The organism is Allobosea sp. Root483D1, from assembly GCF_001429505.1.
In the GTDB taxonomy this organism is placed as follows: Bacteria; Pseudomonadota; Alphaproteobacteria; order Rhizobiales; family Beijerinckiaceae; genus Allobosea.
This window is the reverse complement of record NZ_LMJW01000017.1, coordinates 118,384-136,690: the sequence shown is the minus strand read 5'-3', so window position 1 is coordinate 136,690 and position 18,307 is coordinate 118,384. Positions and strand designations below refer to the sequence as shown.

Here is an 18,307-nt window from a genome sequence, read left to right as displayed (position 1 = left end):
GTATTAGATTGCGGCATCTTTGTTTCACCGCCTTGGTGCACTCGCGCCCGCACCGAACCGCCGCTCAGCTTCCTGCAATCGGTGGAAGGCATCGATATTGTCTTTGCCTGCGGCCATCGCGTCTTTCATCTTACCGTTCTGCATCATCATGTGATCTTCCAATAAGCTATCCATGGCGCATCCAGCCGTTCTATTGCACGCCGAAGCTGATCGGAGACCGATCAGGCCAGTGATAATACTCAAGCCAAGGAACAAGGTTAATCCGAAAGCGATGCTTTTGATCATGACTTGAACCCCCATGAACAAGGCTATCCGACAGGGTAAGCACCGACCGTCTCCGGAAGGCCCGTCGAGGCTCTGCCGCCGGATTAATTTCTGTCGAGACTGAAGGGCAATACTAAACGATCCGGCGCGACGAGAACCTGTACCTAAGGACAATACGCCGGCGGCGGTTCTTATGTTGAGTTTTCCTGAGACTTAACTGCGCACAGAGGCCCAGGTGTTGGGGCACCTCTCTCGACGCGATGCGGCTGTGGCTCGCAGTTTTGGCGGTCAAGGAAAGGGCTCGAAATGGCCTCCACCCTCGAGGACGCGCGCTCCATCGATCACTTTTTCTCGGCCCCTTCGGGCCGCACTGATCGCTGGCGCGATCTGCATGCGATCGCGCGGTTCTGGGCGAAGGGAGCGCAGCCGAAGCAGGCCGTGGGAGCCGCGCTGGACGAGCTCGGTGCGATGGAGGAGTTCCACGCATTTCCGGGCGGCGAACTGATCGCCGCGTTGCGCGAGCGGCTGAAGAACGAAGACGCAAACGGCTTCCTTGCTCTCGCCAAGCGGATATCGCTCGCGATCATCACCGGCAACTACAAGCATGACTCCAAGGAGTGGCAGGCGGTCGATCTGTCTCTCGCAGAGCCGGTCGATGTCTTGCCGGCGACGCTCGGGGAGGGCGCCGTCCACCGCCCCTATTTCGAGATGCTGACCGTGACGCCAGCTCCGGCCGGGCGCTGGCCGAGCATGGCCGCTGAATTCCGCCGGCTGCGCCGCGCCGAGGATACCTTCGTCTACGAGGCGATCCTGGTCGGCAGCCTCGAGGACGCGATTTGCGCAGCTGTGCTGAACCCGGACATTGCCGCTGTCGCCATCTATGAAGGCTTTGCCTTGCGCTCGGCCCATGATGCGCCCGTTCTGCGCAGCGTGCTCGCGGCGCAGCAGCCCCTGCTCGACAAGGTCGACGAAGCCGATCTGGCTTTGCGACTGGCGGCAGGTCTGAAGGCAATCCGGCCGGAACTCGACATCTACCTGCTCTCGGATCGACGCGTCGAGAAGCTTGCCGGCGACCCGCGAGCCGCGATGATCCGTCGCGTGATGTACCAGATCGAGGAGCCGCTCGAGCTGCATCTTTCGGTGCTGGAAGGCATCAAGGCCCGCTTCGAGACGCCTTTCTTCGACAATCTGAAGCTCTATGCGCAGAGGCCGATCGCCACCTTCCACGCGCTGCCGATCGCGCGCGGCAAATCGGTGTTCCGCTCGCCCTGGATCCGCGACATGGGGCAGTTCTACGGCATCAATCTCTTCCTGGCGGAAAGCAGCGCCACCACCGGCGGCCTCGACAGCCTGCTGGAGCCGACCGGCAACATCAAGCGGTCGCAGGAGATGGCGGCGCGTGCCTTCGGCGCCGAGCATGTGTTCTTCGTCACCAATGGCACCAGCACCTCGAACAAGATGGTGCTGCAGGCGCTGATCGCGCCCGGCGACATCGTGATTCTCGACCGCAACTGCCACAAATCGCACCATTACGGGCTGGTGCTGAGCGGGGCCCAGCCGTTCTACGTCGAGGCGTTCCCGATGGTGGAATTCTCGATGTATGGCGCCGTGCCGCTGCGCACGATCAAGAAGGCGCTACTCGATCTCGAGGCGGAAGGCCGGCTCGACCGCGTCAAGATGGTCGATCTGACCAACTGCACCTTCGACGGTCACATCTACAACACTCGGCGTGTGATGGAGGAATGCCTCGCCATCAAGCCCGACCTGATCTTCCTGTGGGACGAGGCCTGGTTCGGCTTCGCGCGCTGGTCGCCCTTCCTGCGGCCACGGACCGCAATGGGGGCGGCCGCCGATATCGAGGCCTGGCTCCGCGACCCCGCTTCGGTCGTCCAATATGAGCGGCAGCGCAAGGAACTCGGCGGCAAACCGTCGATCGACAAGTTGCTGGATACCCGCCTCGTGCCGGATCCGCGCGCGGTGCGCCTGCGCGTCTACCAGACCAACTCCACCCATAAGTCGATGTCGGCGATCCGGCAGGGCTCGATGGTCCTGGTCAAGGACGTCGACTTCAACAAGGTCGAAGCGCAGTTCCACGAGGCGGTGTTCACCCATGCCTCGACGAGCCCGAACCAGCAGCTCATTGCCAGCCTCGACGTCGCCCGGCGCCAGATGGAGCTCGAGGGCTACGGCCTGGTCATGAACGCGATCGAGGTGGCGCTCGACATCCGGCGCGAGGTCGCGATCCACCCGCTCATCTCGAAATATTTCCGGATCGTCGGCGCTGACGGGATGGTGCCGAAGGAATACCGCAGCAGCGGCTTCGTCGACTTCCTCGCGCCCGACACACGCTGGGACGATCAGCTCCGCAGCATGCGGGAGGACGAGTTCTGCCTCGACCCGACCCGCATGACCCTGGTCTGCGGCACCGCGGGCTTCGATGGCACGAGCTTCAAGGGGCTGCTCGCCGCCCAGTACAACATCCAGGTCAACAAGACCTCGCGAAACTCGGTCCTGCTGCAGTCGAACATCAACAATACGCGCAGCGACGTCGCGCTGCTGATCAGCGTCCTGCTCAAGATCAGCAACGAGATCGAGGCGAGGCTGCAGCGCGGCGGCGAGGCGGAGCAAAAGGCCTTCGCGGCCCGTGTGCACAGCCTGATGAATGAAGTGCCCGATCTGCCTGACTTCAGCCATTTCCACGATGCTTTCCGTGGCGATGCCGGCGAGACGACGCCAGAAGGCGATATCCGAAGCGCTTTCTTCGCCGCCTATGCCGAAAAGCAATGTGAGTATCTACGCATCGACAGCCCGGACTGTGATCGCCGGATCGACAAGGGACCGGCGCTGATCTCGGCGAGCTTCGTGATCCCCTATCCGCCCGGCTTCCCCATCCTGGTGCCGGGACAGGTGGTGACGCACGAAACGATCACCTTCATGCGCAAGCTCGATGTGAAGGAAATCCACGGCTACGAGAAGGCAAAGGGTCTCAAATTGCTGAAGCCGGACGCGCTCATCAGCAAGAAAAGCCACGTTACGGGCAACGGCCGAAAGAAGTCGCAGGCGGCATAGCCAGCGCTCAGGTCCTGAACACTGAAAATGAGGGATCGTCATGTTCGACTGGTTCGTCAGCACGCTGCGCACCTATCCGGAGATCGCGCTCTTCCTGTCGCTCGCCATCGGTTATTACGTCGGCGGCTTCGCCTATAAGGGCTTCAGCCTCGGCGCCGTGACGTCGACGCTCATCGCCGCGGTGATCATAGGTCAGCTCGGCATCACGATCTCCTCCAACGTCAAGTCGACCTTCTTCCTGATGTTCCTGTTCGCAGTCGGCTACGGCGTCGGGCCACAATTCGTGCGCGGCATCGCCAAGGACGGCGCTCCGCAAGCCGTGTTCGCGGCGCTGGTTTGCGTCTTCTGCCTCGCCAGCGCCGTCGTGGTCGCCAAGGTCGCGGGTTATCATCCAGGCTATGCCGCCGGCCTCTATGCGGGATCCCAGACGATTTCCGCCTCGATGGGCCTGGCAACCGACGCGATCAACCGGCTCGGGCTCTCGGCAGAACAGACCAAGGAATATCTCGACGCTATGCCGGTGGCTTACGCCGTGACCTATATCTTTGGCACGGTCGGCTCCGCGATCGTGCTCGCGCAGCTTGGCCCCAAGCTGCTCGGCATCGACCTGCGCCAAGCCTGCAAGGACTATGAAGCCAGGCTCGGCGGCGCCAAGGAGATCGGCGGGCCGGGCTCCGCCTGGCGCCGCTTCGAACTGCGAGCCTTCCGCCTGCGCCCCGGCGCGAAGGTAGCCGGCATGCGCGCTGCGGAGGCCGAGGCGTTGGTGCCCGACGCCCGCGTCTTCGTCGAGCGCATCCGCCGCAACGGTGCCATCGAAGACGCAACCGCCGACACGGTCCTGCAGGAGGGCGACGTCATCGCACTGGCCGGGCCGCGTGAGACCCTCGTCACCCTGATCGGCCAGAACGCCGATGAAATCGAGGATCCCGAGCTGCTCGACCTGAAGGCCGAGGGCATCGACATCTACGTCACCAGCAAGGATGTCGACGGCAAGACGTTGACCCAGCTGTCGCATTTGCCGACGGCGCGCGGCGTCTTCCTCCGCAAGATCGTCCGTGGCGCGACTGCGGTCAGCATCCCGATCCTGCCGGAGACGATGATCCACCGCGGCGACATCCTCACCGTCGTCGGTCGCAGCCAGGACATTGCCGCGGTCTCCAAGGCCCTGGGGCATGCCGATCGCCCGAGCGATGTGGCGGATGTAGCCTTCATCGGCGGCGCCATCGTGCTTGGCGCCCTCATCGGTGCGATCGTCTTCAAGGTGTCGGGCGTTCCGCTGACGCTGTCGACGGCAGGCGGAGCGCTGATCTCCGGCCTGGTCTTCGGCTGGCTGCGTTCGGTGCGCCCGATCTTTGGCCGCATCCCGAGTTCGACCGTCTGGTTCATGAATTCGGTCGGCCTCAACATGTTCATTGCGGTCGTCGGCATCTCGGCCGGGCCGGGCTTCGTCAAGGGCCTCCAGACCCAGGGCGTCGGTCTCTTCCTCTGGGGCGCGGTCGCCACGGCGATACCGCTGATCCTGGCGATGTTCGCCGGCAAGTACATCTTCCGCTTCGACCCGGCGATCCTGCTCGGCGCCTGCGCCGGCGCCCGGACCACGACAGCCGCGCTCGGCATGATCTGCGAGACCGCTGGCAGCCAGGTCCCAGCTCTCGGCTACACCGTGACCTATGCCGTCGGAAACACGCTGCTCACGATCTGGGGCATGGTGATCATCCTGCTCATGACCTAGCCGACAACGTTATAACTCTTTGAAACGACGCGAATTTCGGAGAACTGTCATGGATCCCGTCACTCTGCGCAGCTTCGAGAAACTCAGCCCCTTCGAGATCAAGGACGAGCTGATCCGCCTCGCCAAGCTGACTGCCCAGACCTCCTCGATCGCGCTGCTCAATGCTGGGCGCGGCAATCCGAACTGGGTAGCGATGACGCCGCGCGAAGGCTTCTTCCTGCTCGGCCAGTTCGCGATCACAGAGAGCCGCCGCGTCATGAACAAGCCCGCCGGCATCGGCGGCATGCCCAAGGCCGACGGCATCGCCGGCCGGCTGGAGGCCTGGCTGGCAGAGCACAAGGATTCGCCCGGCGCGACCTTCCTCAGCAAGATGGTCGCTTTCGCGGTCAAGAAGTTCGACTTCAAGCCCGATGCGTTCGTCCACGAGCTGGTCGACTCGATCATCGGCGACAACTACCCGGTGCCGGATCGCATGCTCGTCCACAATGAGCGCATCGTGCACGAATATCTGATGTGGGCGATGTGCGGCGAGCCGCGCCCGTCCGGGCAGTTCGACCTTTACGCGGTCGAGGGCGGCACGGCGGCGATGTGCTACATCTTCAAGTCGCTGAAGGCCAACAGGCTGCTGAATGCCGGCGACACCATCGCGCTGGCGACGCCGATCTTCACGCCCTATCTCGAAATGCCGCATCTCGAGGATTACGGCCTCAACGTCATCAGCATCGCGGCGCCGCAGGAAAACCGCTTCCAGTTCACCGATGAGGAGCTGAAGAAGCTCGAGGACCCGAAGGTCAAGGCGTTCTTCGTCGTCAATCCCGGCAACCCCTATGCGGTCGCTTTGAGCCAGGAGACCATCGGCAAGATCGTCGCGCTGGTCCAGACGAAGCGCCCCGACCTCCTGCTGCTGACCGACGATGTCTACGGGACCTTCGTGAAGGGCTTCCGCGGCCTGCTCGGGGCGCTGCCAAAGAACACGATCGGCGTCTACTCCTACTCCAAGTACTTCGGCTGCACGGGCTGGCGCCTCGGCGTCATCGCGATCCATCGCGAGAACATCTTCGACAAGGCGATCGCGAACCACCCGGACAAGATCCTGGCGGCGCTCGACACGCGCTACGGCCCGCTGACGCTGAAGCCACGCGAGATGAAGCTGATCGACCGCATTGTCGCCGACAGCCGCGACATCGCGCTCAATCACACCGCCGGCCTCTCTTTGCCGCAGCAGGTGATGATGTCGCTGTTCTCGCTGTCGGAGATGATGGACGAGGCCAAGCTCTACCAGAAGACCTGCATGGAGATCGTCAACAACCGGGCGCAGAAGATGATCGAAGGGCTCGGCATCGAGGTTCCGGAGAACGCGCTGCACGACCGCTATTATGGCCTCGTCGATTTCGAGTTCTGGGCCAACAAATATGTCGGCCCCGAGGTGGTCGCTTACATGAAGGAGCACGTCCACCCGCTCGATATCGTCTTCCGCCTGGCGGAGGACCACGGCATCGTCCTGCTCAACGGTGGCGGCTTCCATGCGCCGGACTGGTCGGTCCGCGTCTCCTTCGCCAATCTCGATGACGAGGTCTATGGCCAGATCGGCCGGGCGACGCGTGCCGTCGCGCGCGGCTATCGCCAGGCTTTCGAGGCCTACAAGGCCGGAAAGCAGGCACCAGGCAAATAAGTGATCTGGCCCGGGCGGTTCGGTGGCAAGCCGCCCAGACAATCTGGCGGATCGGGGATCGGCCCGATCCGTGGTTTTCGTGCCTCGTGAAGGCGGCCCATGAGCTATGTCGCGAACGCGCTGCGCGAGAGCCCGGAACTCGCGATCTTCCTCACCATCGCCATAGGCTTCCTGATCGGCCGGCTGAAGTTCGGCAGCTTCAGCCTCGGCATCGTCGTCGGCTGCCTGCTGGCGGGCGTTCTGATCGGACAGCTCGACATCAAGGTCTCGCCACAGGTCAAGACGGTCTTTTTCGACCTTTTTCTCTTCACCACCGGCTACAAGGTCGGGCCGCAATTCTTCCGCGCCCTGAAGCGTGACGCCCTGCCGCAGGTGGCGCTCACGGTGGTCCTCTGCGTGACCTGCCTGCTGACGGCGCTGCTGTTCGCCAAGTTGCTCAGCTACGATATCGGCACCGCCGCCGGTCTGCTTGCCGGGGCTTTCTCGGAATCGACGGTGATCGGCACGGCGGGCGAGGCGATCCAGCGTCTACCCTTGCCGGAGGCGGAGCGGACAGCACTCATCAACAATATCCCGGTGGCCTATGCCGTCACCTATCTCGTCGGCACAGCCTCGCTGGTTTGGTTCCTTCCCAAGATCGGGCCCAAACTGATGGGCGTCGACTTGAAGACGATCGCGGCCATGCGTTCGCAGTCGACGGCGGCGGCGGCCGAGAAAGAGGGCGTGGTCTCAGCCGCAAGGGGGTTCGATGTCCGGGCCTATCGCATTGCCAACAGCGAGCTCTTCGAGCGAACGGTCGCCGAGCTCGAGGCCCTGCCCAAGGCGGCGCGGGCCTACATCCTGCGCATTCGCCGCGGAGAAGCGCTGCTCGAGCCGGCGCCCGACCTGGTCCTTCGTCAAGACGACGTCATCGCCGTGATGGCACGGCAGGAAATCCATACCGATCGCGGCGACACGATCGGTATGGAGGTCAGCGATCCGGCTCTCCTCGACATACCGATCGAGTCACTCGACGTGGTCCTGAGCAATCGCGCGCTGGATGGGCGATCGCTGGCCGAGCTGGCGAAAGCGCAATTCGCCCGCGGCGTCTTTCTGTCGAAGTTGATGCGCTCGGGCGTCGACATGCCGATCGGCGCCGAAAGCAGGGTCAATCGTGGAGATGTGCTTTCGATCGTCGGTCCGCTGCCGAGCGTCGAGCGGGCTGCGGCTGAACTGGGCTATCCCGATCGGCGTACGTCGGCGACCGACATGGTCTTCGTCGGCTTCGGCATCTTCCTCGGTGGGCTCGTCGGCCTGCTGACGGTGGTCGTCGGTAGCGTGCCGCTGACGCTGACCGCCAGCGGTGGGGCCCTGGTCATGGGCCTCGTCTTCGGGTGGCTGAGGTCGGCCTATCCCTATTTCGGCCGCATTCCCGAGCCGGCGATCTGGATCTTCGATACGCTCGGCTTATGCATGTTCATCGGTATCGTCGGCCTGGGCGCCGGTCCGAGCTTCGTGTCGGGGCTGAGCACGACCGGGCTCAGTCTCGTCGCGGTCGGCCTGGTTTCCGCGCTGCTGCCGCACACGATCGGCATCCTGTTCGGCCGATACGTCCTGAAGATGGATCCACTCATCGTATTGGGCGCCTGCGCCGGAGCTGGCACGATCACTGCCGCGTTGCGGGCCGTTCAGGACGAGGCGCAGAGCAGTATCCCGGCACTTGGCTATACGGTGCCCTATGCGATCGGTAATATCCTGCTGACGGCCTGGGGGCCCGTTCTTGTGGCTCTGATGTCGATCTGAACGAACCCGTGGTTGATCCGCGCCTGCGAATGAAGCGACCTCCATCTGCTCTTTGACATTGATCATTGTCAGAATGTTGACGGTGGTTCACATTTGCGGACAGCGAGCCTGTCCAGACTCGCATCTCGGAAGCGGACTAGTCCAATTACTCATCCAATTTAGTTAAAATACTTAGGTATTAGAGTTATATCGTTAGCTTGTCTGCGAACTGAGTCGTAAATACTATTCCCCTCATATGAGGGTGCAACGTCATGAGCGGCCCTGGAGCCCATCGCGGCGATCATGACGGCGTAGACGTCGACGCGGTTCGAAAACAGGTCGATCGGATCTTGAAGAGTGCCGATTTCGCGGCAACGGGGCGGCTGCGGAATTTCCTGACCTTTGTCGTCGAAGAAGCGCTGGCGGGGCGAGGCAATCGCCTCAAGGCCTATGTGATCGCCAAGGAGGTTTTCGGTCGCGGCGATAACTTCGACACGATGAACGATCCGGTGGTGCGTATCGAGGCGGGGCGCCTCCGCCGTGCCTTGGAGCGATATTATCTGCTCTCCGGCCGCGAAGACCCGATCCGGATCGACATCCCGAAGGGAACCTATATTCCCACACTGCAGTGGACCGGTCGCGAGCATTCGGTGGAGGCCGATGTCGATCCGCAGGGCATGCGTGTTCCGCTGGCGCAGGCGCTCTGGGCGCGACTTCGGCGCTCCGGTCGATTTGCGGTTGTCCTGTCGATCGCGCTGGTGCTCATCCTGGCCGTGATTTGGGTGTGGATCGGCTCGCCGAAAAGGCTTCCCAGTCCGGAGATCACGATCGAGGTTCTCCCGTTCGCGAACCTGTCCGGGGCGCCGGGAGCGCTCTACGCATCCGGCATTTCCGACGAATTGCTCACCCAGCTGGCTCGGTTCAGGGATTTAAAGGTCGTCGGAGGCCTTCCGAACGCTCCGGGCCAAAGGGCGAATGCCACTGATCTGTTTGCCGGTCCTCGGTATCTGCTCGCCGGCGGGGTTCGAGTCGCAAACGACCAGCTACGTGTGTCGGCCAGGCTGATTGACCGTCAGAGCTGGAGGATCGTCTGGAGCCAGATTTATGATCGAACCCTGAGGGGAGCAGGAAGTTTCGAGATCGAGGCTGACATTGCAGCGAAGGTGGCGGCAGCGGTCGCGCAGCCTTATGGCGCGATCTTTGCGCCTGTTTCGCAGAATTCTTTGACGCAGACCGCAGGGAATGCAGAGGCCTATCTGTGTATCTTACGCTTCTATCATTACCGGAAGGTGCTCGATGGCGAGGAGCACTCCGCAACGCGCGATTGTCTGGAAAAGACGATCGCCGATTACCCTACCTATTCGACGGGCTGGGCGATGCTGGCATATTTGTACCTGGACGAGGATCGCTTCGAGCTCAATAGACGCGGGCCGCCGCCGTTCGGAACGGATCGGGCACGCCAGACCGCGGAGCGCGCGGTCGAACTCGATGGCACCAATGCCCGAGCGCTTCAGGCACTGATGACGGTCCTGTTCTTCAGCCGGATGCCGGACGCTGCCCTTGAGATCGGCGCGAAAGCGCTGGCGTTCAACCCGAACGACACAGAGATATTGGCCGAGTTCGGCAGTCGGATTGCTCAGGCCGGCGATTGGAAACGTGGCGTTGCGATGATGGAAGACGCTCTGGCCAGAAATCCGAGCCAGGCGAGCTATTACACAGGGCTTATGGCCCTCGCATACTACATGATGGGAAACGATCAGCTCGCCGTCGAATGGATCAAGCGGGTGGATCTGCCGAGGTTCTCATTCTATCATTTTGTCGCCGCACTCATCTTCGCTCGTGCCGGCTTGGAGCACGAGCGCGCCGAGAGCGTCGATCAGTTCCAGAAGATGCGGCCGCGCTTCTTCGACAATTTCGCGGCCGAGCTGGCAATGCGGAATTTTACCGCCAGTGATCGAGAGAAACTGACCGAAGGGGCGCGGCGAGCAGGGTTCCCGGTCGGGAAAAGCAACTGAACGCGTAAGCCCGACACATGGGATTGCCAGGTTCGATGGAAGGTCGAGGAGGCGGCGTTCGCGATTCTGGCGGCCGCAGCCTCAACGGCGCCCGGCGCGGTTGACCGGCCCGCCGCGGTTCATCGGGGTTCCCGGCCGCACGCCGACGCCCGGTGCGCCAACACCGGGAGTGGCCACGGCACGGGCGACCGGCCGGGGGCGCAGGACAACGCCGGGTGCTGCAATACAGCCAGCCGGATAGTTGATGTACTGACAGTAGACGACAGCGCGAACCTCGCCGGTACTGGCCATGATCAAGCCAATCAATGCCGCCAACAGAGTGATCGAAAGCTTCATGCGCGCCTCCATCGACCGATGTGTTTTGAGGTGTAGGCGTCGATCTAGAATCCTCTGCCGCACCGCTTCATTTTGACTGACGGGTCAAGGGCTTTGGCGCCGTAAGCTGTTTTCGAAGGAATCATTTTGTCGAGGCGATCGCCGGATGCGCCTATCCTGGGCCGTTGGAAGTCCGCACCACAGCATCGCGTGGAACGCATGCCGTGGTCAGACGTATGAAGAGCGGCACATAAAGACAGTGGTGAATCACGTGACCTCCGCAGGGTGCCGTGCCCGCGCGCGAAGCAAAGGCTTTCCGAATTGCTGGGATCGCCTATAGGCCCTCGTTCAAAGTCAATTTCTATTGACCTTTGGGGCAAGATATTTCCGCGGTATTCCCAGTACGGTTTCTGCTAGTGGGCGCTCCAGAGCCGGTGGGCAAGAGATCAGCGCTGCGGCTCTGGTGTCACGCTGCCTTCAGGCGCGGCCCCGGAAACCGGACACGCTGAATGTCAGCTAGGGGCCGATTGTGTTGAAGAAGTCAGCGCTTCAGCGCAGCAGAGGTCGACGCTGAGAGCCGCTGAACTGGGGCACCCCTCCTGAGGCGACCTCTGGCGGCATGAGGGCGAACACCTTCCGGCCGAGCCATTCAGCCCTCGTCGACCGCCGTCCCAGCGCCGACTTCTTCACATAATTGGCGCAGAGCTGACGCCGATCAACCGGGATAAAATTGGCCCTGGCTCCCGCCAGAAGCAGCATGCGGCATGTTTACTCTCGGTGGTTTCAGGCCCCCGCAACCAAAATATCCCAGTCATCAAAAACCCCGTCTCCTCCCGAGGCGGGGTTTTTGCGTTCGTGGCGCAAACGGCCAGAATCCGCGAAAGGTCGCCGTGAAGCTCCAGCAAAACGCCGCAGACAGCACGCGGCGTAACGACGATCTTCTCGATCATGGAGCCGATCGCCTCAATCGCTTCATCCCGCCACTCCGGATTGCGCCAAAAGCGGGCATCGACAGATCGCCTACGAGCTGACACTGCCGCTCAGAGCGATAATCGGGCGGAGAAGTCGGCCAAGACCATCCGTTTTCACACTGGGTTCAACAGCCACTCCAGAGATCGGACGACGCTCTCGCCCATGGCATCCCGAGTCTCGATAGTCGCGCTGCCGAGATGAGGAGCCAGCACGACATTGTCCAGCTCCCGCAGGGCCAGCGGGACGTTCGGCTCGCCGGCGAAGACGTCTAGCCCGGCGCTGCCAAGCCGTCCCGACGCCAGCGCTTCGATGAGCGCCGGCTCGTTGACGATCTCACCGCGTGCGATGTTGACCAGCGTCGCGCAGGGTCCCAGCGCTGCAATGACGCTGCCGTCGACCAGGCCACGATTGGCCGGCCCGCCCGGGCAGGCAATCACGAAGACATCGCTGTCGGCGGCGAGCGCCCGCGCATCGGCATGATAGGAATAGGCGCAGCCGGCGAGGGGCCGGCGCGTGCAGTAGCGTGGCTGCATGCCCATCGCCTTGGCGCGGCGGGCGATGGCGCTGCCGATATGGCCGAGGCCGAGCAGGCCGAGGCGTAGTCCCGTCACCGAGCGACCGAGCGGAAAGGCAGCTTTGATCCAGGCGCCGCTGCGGACATGGGCATCTGCCGCGACTAGCCGGCGACGGGCCATGACCATCAGCGCGATAGCGAGATCGGCGACCTCATCGGCGAGCGCCGCTGAGCTGTTGGTGAGAGGGATGCCGCGCTCGGCAAGAGCTTCGGTATCAATCTTGTCCAGCCCGGCGCTGTAGCAAGCGACAAGCTCGAGCGCCTGCAGTCTGGCGAGCAAGGCACGGTCCAGCCGCGCCTTGCCCGTTGTGGCGATGCCGCGGATCCGGGCGCCATGCGCGGAAACGAGCGCCTCGATCTCGTTGTGGCTACCTGGCCCGAGCACGTCGAAGCGCTCCGCCAGCGCCGCGATCGTCGCCGCGGGCACCCCGGCCGAGAGAACGAGGATGGTGACAGGCTGCATCAGGCCTTGGCGAGCCAAGCTTCGGCGAGCTGCCAGGCGCCGCCGGAATCGAGCACGATGTTCTGGAGTTCCTTGCGCGCGACATGACGCGCCTCGCGGAAGAACAGCCAGGAGTAGTAGTCGTTCCTGTTCAGCGCGGTCTGGAGCTCCTTATAGATCGCCTTGCGCTTGGCCTGTTCGGTCTCCTCCCGGCCCTGATCGACCAGCTTGAAGATCTCCTCGTCTTTGATTCCGGACCAGTTCTGCGCCGCCGCGCGCCCGAAGAACGGGCCGAAGACGTGGTCGGGATCGGCGCGGGGAACATTGACGCGGCCCATCGCCAATTCGTGTTGCAGGCCGAGCACCTTCGGCACCCAGGCCTGCCGCTCCAGGATCTCGATCTCCATGTTGATCTTGAACGGCTTGAGCTGGGCCTGGACGATCTGCGCGACCTGCGTGTCGGGATCGCGCTGGATGATCGAGAGCTTGCAGGTGAAACCGTTGGGCTGCCCGCCCTCCTTGAGCAAGGCCTGGACCTTGGCCGGATCGAGCTTCGGCTGCGGCACGCTCGCGTCATAGGACCAGTCGCTCGGCGGAACCCAGGTCGGCGTCACCGCGCCGAAGCCGCGGGTGATACCCTTCATCAACACGTTGCGGTCGATGCCGTGGTTGACCGCGGCGCGCAGATGCGGATTGGCAAAGATGCCCTTGGAGGCGTTGAAGGTCAGCCATTGTGCGATGCCCGGCGGGACCGCGACCAGCTTCAGCGCCGGGTTCTTCTCGACCTCTTCGAAATCGCGTGGCGTGACGCCGTCGACGAGGTGCACCCCACCCGACTTGACCTCGACCATCTTGACCGCCGTGGTCGGGATGATTCGCAGCGTCACGGCATCGGCATAGGGCAGCCTCTTGCCGTCAGCACCGTCGCGCCAATAGCGCTCGTTCCGGACGAAGCGGATCTGGCTGCCACCGACCCATTCCGCAAACTTGTACGGGCCAGTGCCGACCGGCTGGCGGCCGAAATCCTGGCCGAGCTTCTTCAGCGCCGCCGGCGAGCACATCATGCCCGCCTCCACTGCGAGCGAGGCCAGCGCCGCGCCAGACGGCTGCTTCAGGTTGATCTTGACGACCATCGGCCCGGCCACCTCGGCACCGGCGATGTCGGCGAGATCGGGGCTGCGCGGCGCAGTCGAGTTCGGCGCCACGACGCGCGAGATGTTGTAAACTGCCGCCTCGGCGTCGAAGGGCTCGCCATCATGGAAAGCGACGCCCTCGCGCAGCTTGAAGACGACGGATTTCTTGTCTTCCGACCATTGCCAGCTCGTCGCCAGCGAGGGCTGGAGATTGCCCTGCACATCGAACTTCAGCAGGCCTTCGAACATCTGGATCAGGGCGTAACGATCCGAGGTCGGCGCATCGCCCATGATCGGGTCGAGGCTCTTCGGCTGCAGGTCCATCGAGGCGACGATGGTACCGCCGCGCACCGGGGCCCCTTGCGCGAAGGCAAGGCCGGGCAGCCCGGCGATGAGACCCGCACCGGACGCGCCCAGCAAGAGACCGCGACGTGAAATCAGGGCCATTGGCGTGACCTCCTCCCAAGGCGCTCTCGGTCTGGCGCCGACGAAAAGCCACCTATCAGATATGTTATGAGATAAGCAATCGGTTTTTGCCCACCGGCGCAAAGCGGCACTGCACTTCGGCAGAACCGATTGCCGTATCGCATTGCAAGGCCTACCGGCGAAGTGTTCACGAACGGCTGCCATCAACCGGCATCGCCCTGTTGACGGGCTCTTCAAGACAACCTATCTGATATGTTATGAGTGAGATCGCCGCCCTTCAACCTGACAAGCAGCGCCTGACCGAAGCGGTGACGCAGTTCGTGATCGACCGCGTCGCCGAGCGCGTTTATCGCCCGGGCGACCAGCTTCCGTCGGAATCCGAGCTCGCCAAGCGGCTCAACGTCTCGAAGCCGGTGGTGCGGGAGGCGCTGGGGCGCCTCTCCGCGCTCGGCATCGTGCAGATCCAGCAGGGCAAGCCGACCACGATCAAGGGGCTTTCGGTCGCCCCGCTCGACCAGTTCCTGCGCCTCGCCGTCCGTGTCACCGACAATGGCCTGCGCGAAGCAGTCGAGCTCAGGCGCGCCATCGAGGTCGAGGTCGCGGCGCTTGCCGCCGAGCGGGCGACGCCGCTCCAACTGGAGCCGGTCGAGGTCGCGCTGGAGAAGATGCGGGCCAATATCGACGGCGATTTCGAGCGCTGGCTGCAGGGTGACCTCGCCTTCCATGTCGCATTGGCCCGCTGCTCCGGCAACGCGCTGCTGGAGCATCTGGTCAGCGCGCTCGTCGACACCATCAAGTTCACCCAGCGCGCGCTCGGCATGCAGCGCGACCTGCGTGACCCCGCCGCGACGGTTGCCCGCCATCAGGCCATCGTCGATGCGATCAAGGCCCGCGATCCCGCCGCGGCGCGCCTCGCCATGACCACCCATTTCGCGGTGTCCGACGCCGTCATCGCCGAGATCGCCCGCGACCACCGCCGGCTCGATCGCTACTGAGGGATCGCGGCCGTGCTGCCATACCTTGCCAAGAAGCTCGCGCAGATGCTGCCGGTGGCCTTTTTCGTGACGATCATCGTCTTCGCGCTCACCAACCTGCTGCCGGGCGACCCGACCGTCACCATCCTCGGCGAGCAGGCGAGCCCGGAGCAGCGCGCCGCGGTGCGCGTCGAGTACGGCCTCGATCAGCCGGCTCCGGTCCGCTACGTGACCTGGCTCGCGCGCGTCGTGCAGGGCGATTTCGGCCGCTCCTTGCGCACGCGCGAGGATGTTGGCGAGATGCTGGCGGCGCGCATCCCGGTGACGCTCGAGCTCGGCTTCCTCTCGATCCTTATCGCCGTCGCGATTGGCATGCCGGCCGGCATCCTGGCCGCGCGCTTCCGTGGCAGCCTGATCGACGTGGCAGCGAGCCTCATCGCCATGTCCTCGGTCGCAGTGCCCTATTTCTGGATGGGCGTGCTGCTGATCATGCTGTTCTCGCTCAAGCTCGGCTGGCTGCCGCCCTCTGGCCATATCCGCTTCTTCGACGATCCCGGCGGCAACCTGATGCTCATGGTGATGCCGGCGCTGACGATCGGCACCGCCTTCGCCGCGCTCGTCATGCGCCAGACCCGCGCGTCGATGCTGCAGGTGCTGTCGATGGACTATATCCGCACCGCAAGGGCCAAGGGACTGAGCGAGCGCTTGGTCCTGATCCGGCACGCGCTGCGCAATGCGCTGATCCCAATCGTCACCGTCATCGGCCTGCAGATCGGAGCCCTGCTCGGCGGCGCGGTCGTGACCGAGACGGTCTTCGCCTTGCCCGGCCTCGGCCGCATGCTGGTCGACGGCATCTTCCAGCGTGACTTCCCGGTCATCCAGGGCGCGATCCTGTTCATCGTCATAGCGGTCTTCGCCGTGAACCTGCTGACCGACCTGCTCTACCGGGCCTTCGACCCGCGCGTGAAGGCGTGAGGCGATGGCGGCCGTGACCGGACCGATGCCCTCCTCCGCCGCGCCGACGCCACGGGCCCAGCTCTCGCCCGGGGCGATCATCCTGCGTCGCATCCTCGGCTCCTGGCAAGGCCGGTTCGGCACGATCGTGCTCGCCGTCATTGTCGCGCTCGGCCTGCTGGCGCCATGGCTCTCGCCCCATTCGCCGATCGATATCGACCCGGACGCATTTTCGATGCCGCCGAGCGCGGCGCACTGGTTCGGCACCGACGAAATCGGCCGCGACGTGCTCGCGCGCGTCCTGCACGGCGCCACGGTCTCGCTGCAGGTCGTGATCTTCGCAATCGGGCTCGCGCTGGTCGCAGGCTCGCTGCTCGGGCTTGTCTCCGGCTGGCTCGGCGGGCGCTGGGACGCGCTGATCATGCGCGTCATGGACGCCTTCCTCGCCTTCCCGCTGCTGGTGCTGGCGCTTTCGATCGTCGCGGTGCTCGGCCCCGATCTCGTCAATGTCATGCTCGCCATCGCGATCACCAAGATGCCTGGCTTCGCCCGGCTGGTGCGCGCAGAGGTACTGACGCTGCGCGAGGCCGATTATGTCGTGGCGGCGCAGGCGGCCGGCGCGCGGCCCTTTCGCATCCTGTTCCGGCACATCTGGCCGAACGTCTCCGGCAACGTCATCGTCTACGGTTCGCTCTCGGCCTCACAGGCGCTGATCACCGAAAGCGCTCTTTCCTTCCTCGGCCTGGGCGTGCAGCCGCCGACGCCAAGCTGGGGCTACATGGTCGCGACCGGCATCCAGTTCTACCAGTCCTGGTGGATGAGCTTCTTTCCCGGGCTCGCCATCTTCCTGACCGTGCTCGCGCTGAACTTCCTCGGCGATGCGGTGCGCGACGCCTTCGACGCCCGGCTCGGCGACGGCAATGGCTGAGCCGGCACACCTCCAGGCCGACCAGACGGATCGCCGGGCGCTCGTCACCGGCGCGACACAAGGCATCGGCCTTGCCATCGCAACCGCGCTCGCGCGCTCCGGCGCCACCGTCTGCCTCAACGGCCCGACGGCAGGCAACGAGCTCGACACGGCCTGCCGTGCGGCGGGGGCGGCATTCGGCATTGCCGCCGACCTGACCCGCACTGCCGACGTCGAACAGTTGATCACCGGGGCGACGGGCCAGCTCGGCGGGATCGACATCCTCGTCCTCAACGCCGCCTTGCAGGAACGGGCGCCCTGGCACGGCTTCGAGCGGGCCGCGCTCGATCGGCAATGGGAGCTCAATCTCGCCGCCAATTACAGGTTGATGCAGGCCTTCGTTCCGGCCATGGCAGAGCGCGGTTTCGGCCGCTTGATCGCGATCGGCTCGATCCAGCAGGTCAAGGAGCACCCCGACATGCTCGCCTACGCCGCGAGCAAAGCGGCCCTGGAGAGCATGGTCCGCAACATCGCCCGCCAGGTCGCGGCCAGCGGCGTCACCTGCAATGTGCTGGCGCCGGGCGCCATCGCGACCGCGCGCAATCGCGAGGCGCTGGCCGAGCCCGCCTATCGCGAGACCGTGCTCGCCCGCATCCCGGCCAACCGCCCCGGCACACCGGAGGATTGCGCCGAGGTCGCGCTGTTCCTGGCCTCCGACGCCGCCCGCTACATCACCGGCACGACGCTCTTCGTCGATGGCGGCATGCATCTCTAGGGAGATTTTGGCCGATGAAGATCGTCGACATGAGGGTGCGCTGCGTAGCGATCCCGCTCAATGCGCAGCTTCGCCACAATACCGGGGTCCATCCCGGCTATTTCCTGCGCACCATCCTCGAACTGATCACCGACGAGGGCATCATCGGCCTGGGCGAGGTCGGCGGCGGTGACCAGCGCGGCGCGCTGATGAAGCTGAAGCCGCGCATCATCGGCATGGACCCGTTCCATCTCGAATTGATCAAGCTGAAGACGCTGCGGGCGATCTACTATCTCTCCAATGCCCGCCTCTATGCCGCGATCGAGATGGCCTGCCTCGATAT

14 protein-coding genes and 1 pseudogene are annotated in these 18,307 nt (G+C 64.1%); 10 read left to right on the top strand and 5 right to left on the bottom strand.

The window, feature by feature from the left end:
- Nucleotides 1–24: 24 nt before the first annotated feature.
- Entirely contained in the window at nt 25–285 is a 261-nt protein-coding gene (locus tag ASE66_RS15165; RefSeq protein ID WP_156412170.1) for a hypothetical protein, read from the bottom strand.
- A gap of 285 nt (nt 286–570) precedes the next feature.
- Here ASE66_RS15165 and ASE66_RS15160 point away from each other — a divergent pair, with 285 nt between their 5' ends.
- From ASE66_RS15160 to ASE66_RS15140, 5 genes are all read left to right on the top strand, one after another.
- A complete protein-coding gene (locus ASE66_RS15160; RefSeq protein ID WP_057190532.1) occupies nt 571–3,333 on the top strand; it encodes a decarboxylase in 2,763 nt (920 codons plus the stop codon).
- 40 nt (nt 3,334–3,373) lie between these two features.
- Nucleotides 3,374–5,065, top strand: a complete 1,692-nt coding sequence (gene aspT, locus ASE66_RS15155; protein WP_057190531.1) for an aspartate-alanine antiporter — start codon at nt 3,374–3,376, stop codon at nt 5,063–5,065.
- Nucleotides 5,066–5,114: 49 nt separating this feature from the next.
- A complete protein-coding gene (locus ASE66_RS15150; RefSeq protein WP_057190530.1) occupies nt 5,115–6,737 on the top strand; it encodes a bifunctional aspartate transaminase/aspartate 4-decarboxylase in 1,623 nt (540 codons plus the stop codon).
- 99 nt (nt 6,738–6,836) lie between these two features.
- On the top strand, nt 6,837–8,519 hold the full coding sequence (gene aspT / locus ASE66_RS15145; RefSeq protein WP_057190529.1) for an aspartate-alanine antiporter: 1,683 nt from the start codon (nt 6,837–6,839) through the stop codon (nt 8,517–8,519).
- A gap of 251 nt (nt 8,520–8,770) precedes the next feature.
- The gene (locus ASE66_RS15140; RefSeq protein WP_057190528.1) at nt 8,771–10,513 is read left to right on the top strand and encodes a hypothetical protein; all 1,743 of its coding nucleotides are present in this window, start codon (nt 8,771–8,773) and stop codon (nt 10,511–10,513) included.
- Nucleotides 10,514–10,594: 81 nt separating this feature from the next.
- Here the strand turns inward: ASE66_RS15140 and ASE66_RS31410 are convergent, their stop codons facing one another.
- The 4 genes from ASE66_RS31410 to ASE66_RS15130 all read right to left on the bottom strand — a co-directional run bounded on the left by ASE66_RS31410 (nt 10,595) and on the right by ASE66_RS15130 (nt 14,396).
- A complete protein-coding gene (locus ASE66_RS31410; protein WP_156412169.1) occupies nt 10,595–10,849 on the bottom strand; it encodes a hypothetical protein in 255 nt (84 codons plus the stop codon).
- 665 nt (nt 10,850–11,514) lie between these two features.
- A complete protein-coding gene (locus ASE66_RS32110; protein ID WP_156412168.1) occupies nt 11,515–11,778 on the bottom strand; it encodes a hypothetical protein in 264 nt (87 codons plus the stop codon).
- 135 nt (nt 11,779–11,913) lie between these two features.
- The gene (locus ASE66_RS15135; protein ID WP_057190527.1) at nt 11,914–12,837 is read right to left on the bottom strand and encodes a 2-hydroxyacid dehydrogenase; all 924 of its coding nucleotides are present in this window, start codon (nt 12,835–12,837) and stop codon (nt 11,914–11,916) included.
- Nucleotides 12,837–14,396 (bottom strand): ABC transporter substrate-binding protein, encoded by a 1,560-nt coding sequence (locus ASE66_RS15130; RefSeq protein WP_057190526.1) that lies wholly within the window; start codon nt 14,394–14,396, stop codon nt 12,837–12,839. Before ASE66_RS15130 ends, ASE66_RS15135 begins: the two co-directional genes overlap by 1 nt.
- Nucleotides 14,397–14,632: 236 nt before the next feature.
- Between ASE66_RS15130 and ASE66_RS15125 the strand changes: the two genes are divergently transcribed.
- The 5 genes and pseudogenes from ASE66_RS15125 to ASE66_RS33980 form a co-directional block, all read left to right on the top strand.
- Nucleotides 14,633–15,370, top strand: a complete 738-nt coding sequence (locus ASE66_RS15125) for a FadR/GntR family transcriptional regulator (RefSeq protein ID WP_057190525.1) — start codon at nt 14,633–14,635, stop codon at nt 15,368–15,370.
- A 12-nt stretch (nt 15,371–15,382) separates the two neighbouring features.
- Nucleotides 15,383–16,324, top strand: a complete 942-nt coding sequence (locus tag ASE66_RS15120) for an ABC transporter permease (protein ID WP_244494932.1) — start codon at nt 15,383–15,385, stop codon at nt 16,322–16,324.
- Between the two features lie 4 nt (nt 16,325–16,328).
- A complete protein-coding gene (locus tag ASE66_RS15115) occupies nt 16,329–17,231 on the top strand; it encodes an ABC transporter permease (RefSeq protein ID WP_200964603.1) in 903 nt (300 codons plus the stop codon).
- Nucleotides 17,224–17,985: an SDR family NAD(P)-dependent oxidoreductase gene (locus tag ASE66_RS15110; protein ID WP_057190524.1), complete on the top strand. Its 762-nt coding sequence runs from the start codon at nt 17,224–17,226 to the stop codon at nt 17,983–17,985. The genes ASE66_RS15115 and ASE66_RS15110 overlap by 8 nt, the downstream gene beginning before the upstream one ends.
- Before the next feature lie 14 nt (nt 17,986–17,999).
- Nucleotides 18,000–18,307 (top strand): annotated as a pseudogene (locus ASE66_RS33980) (hypothetical protein); the annotation flags it as partial.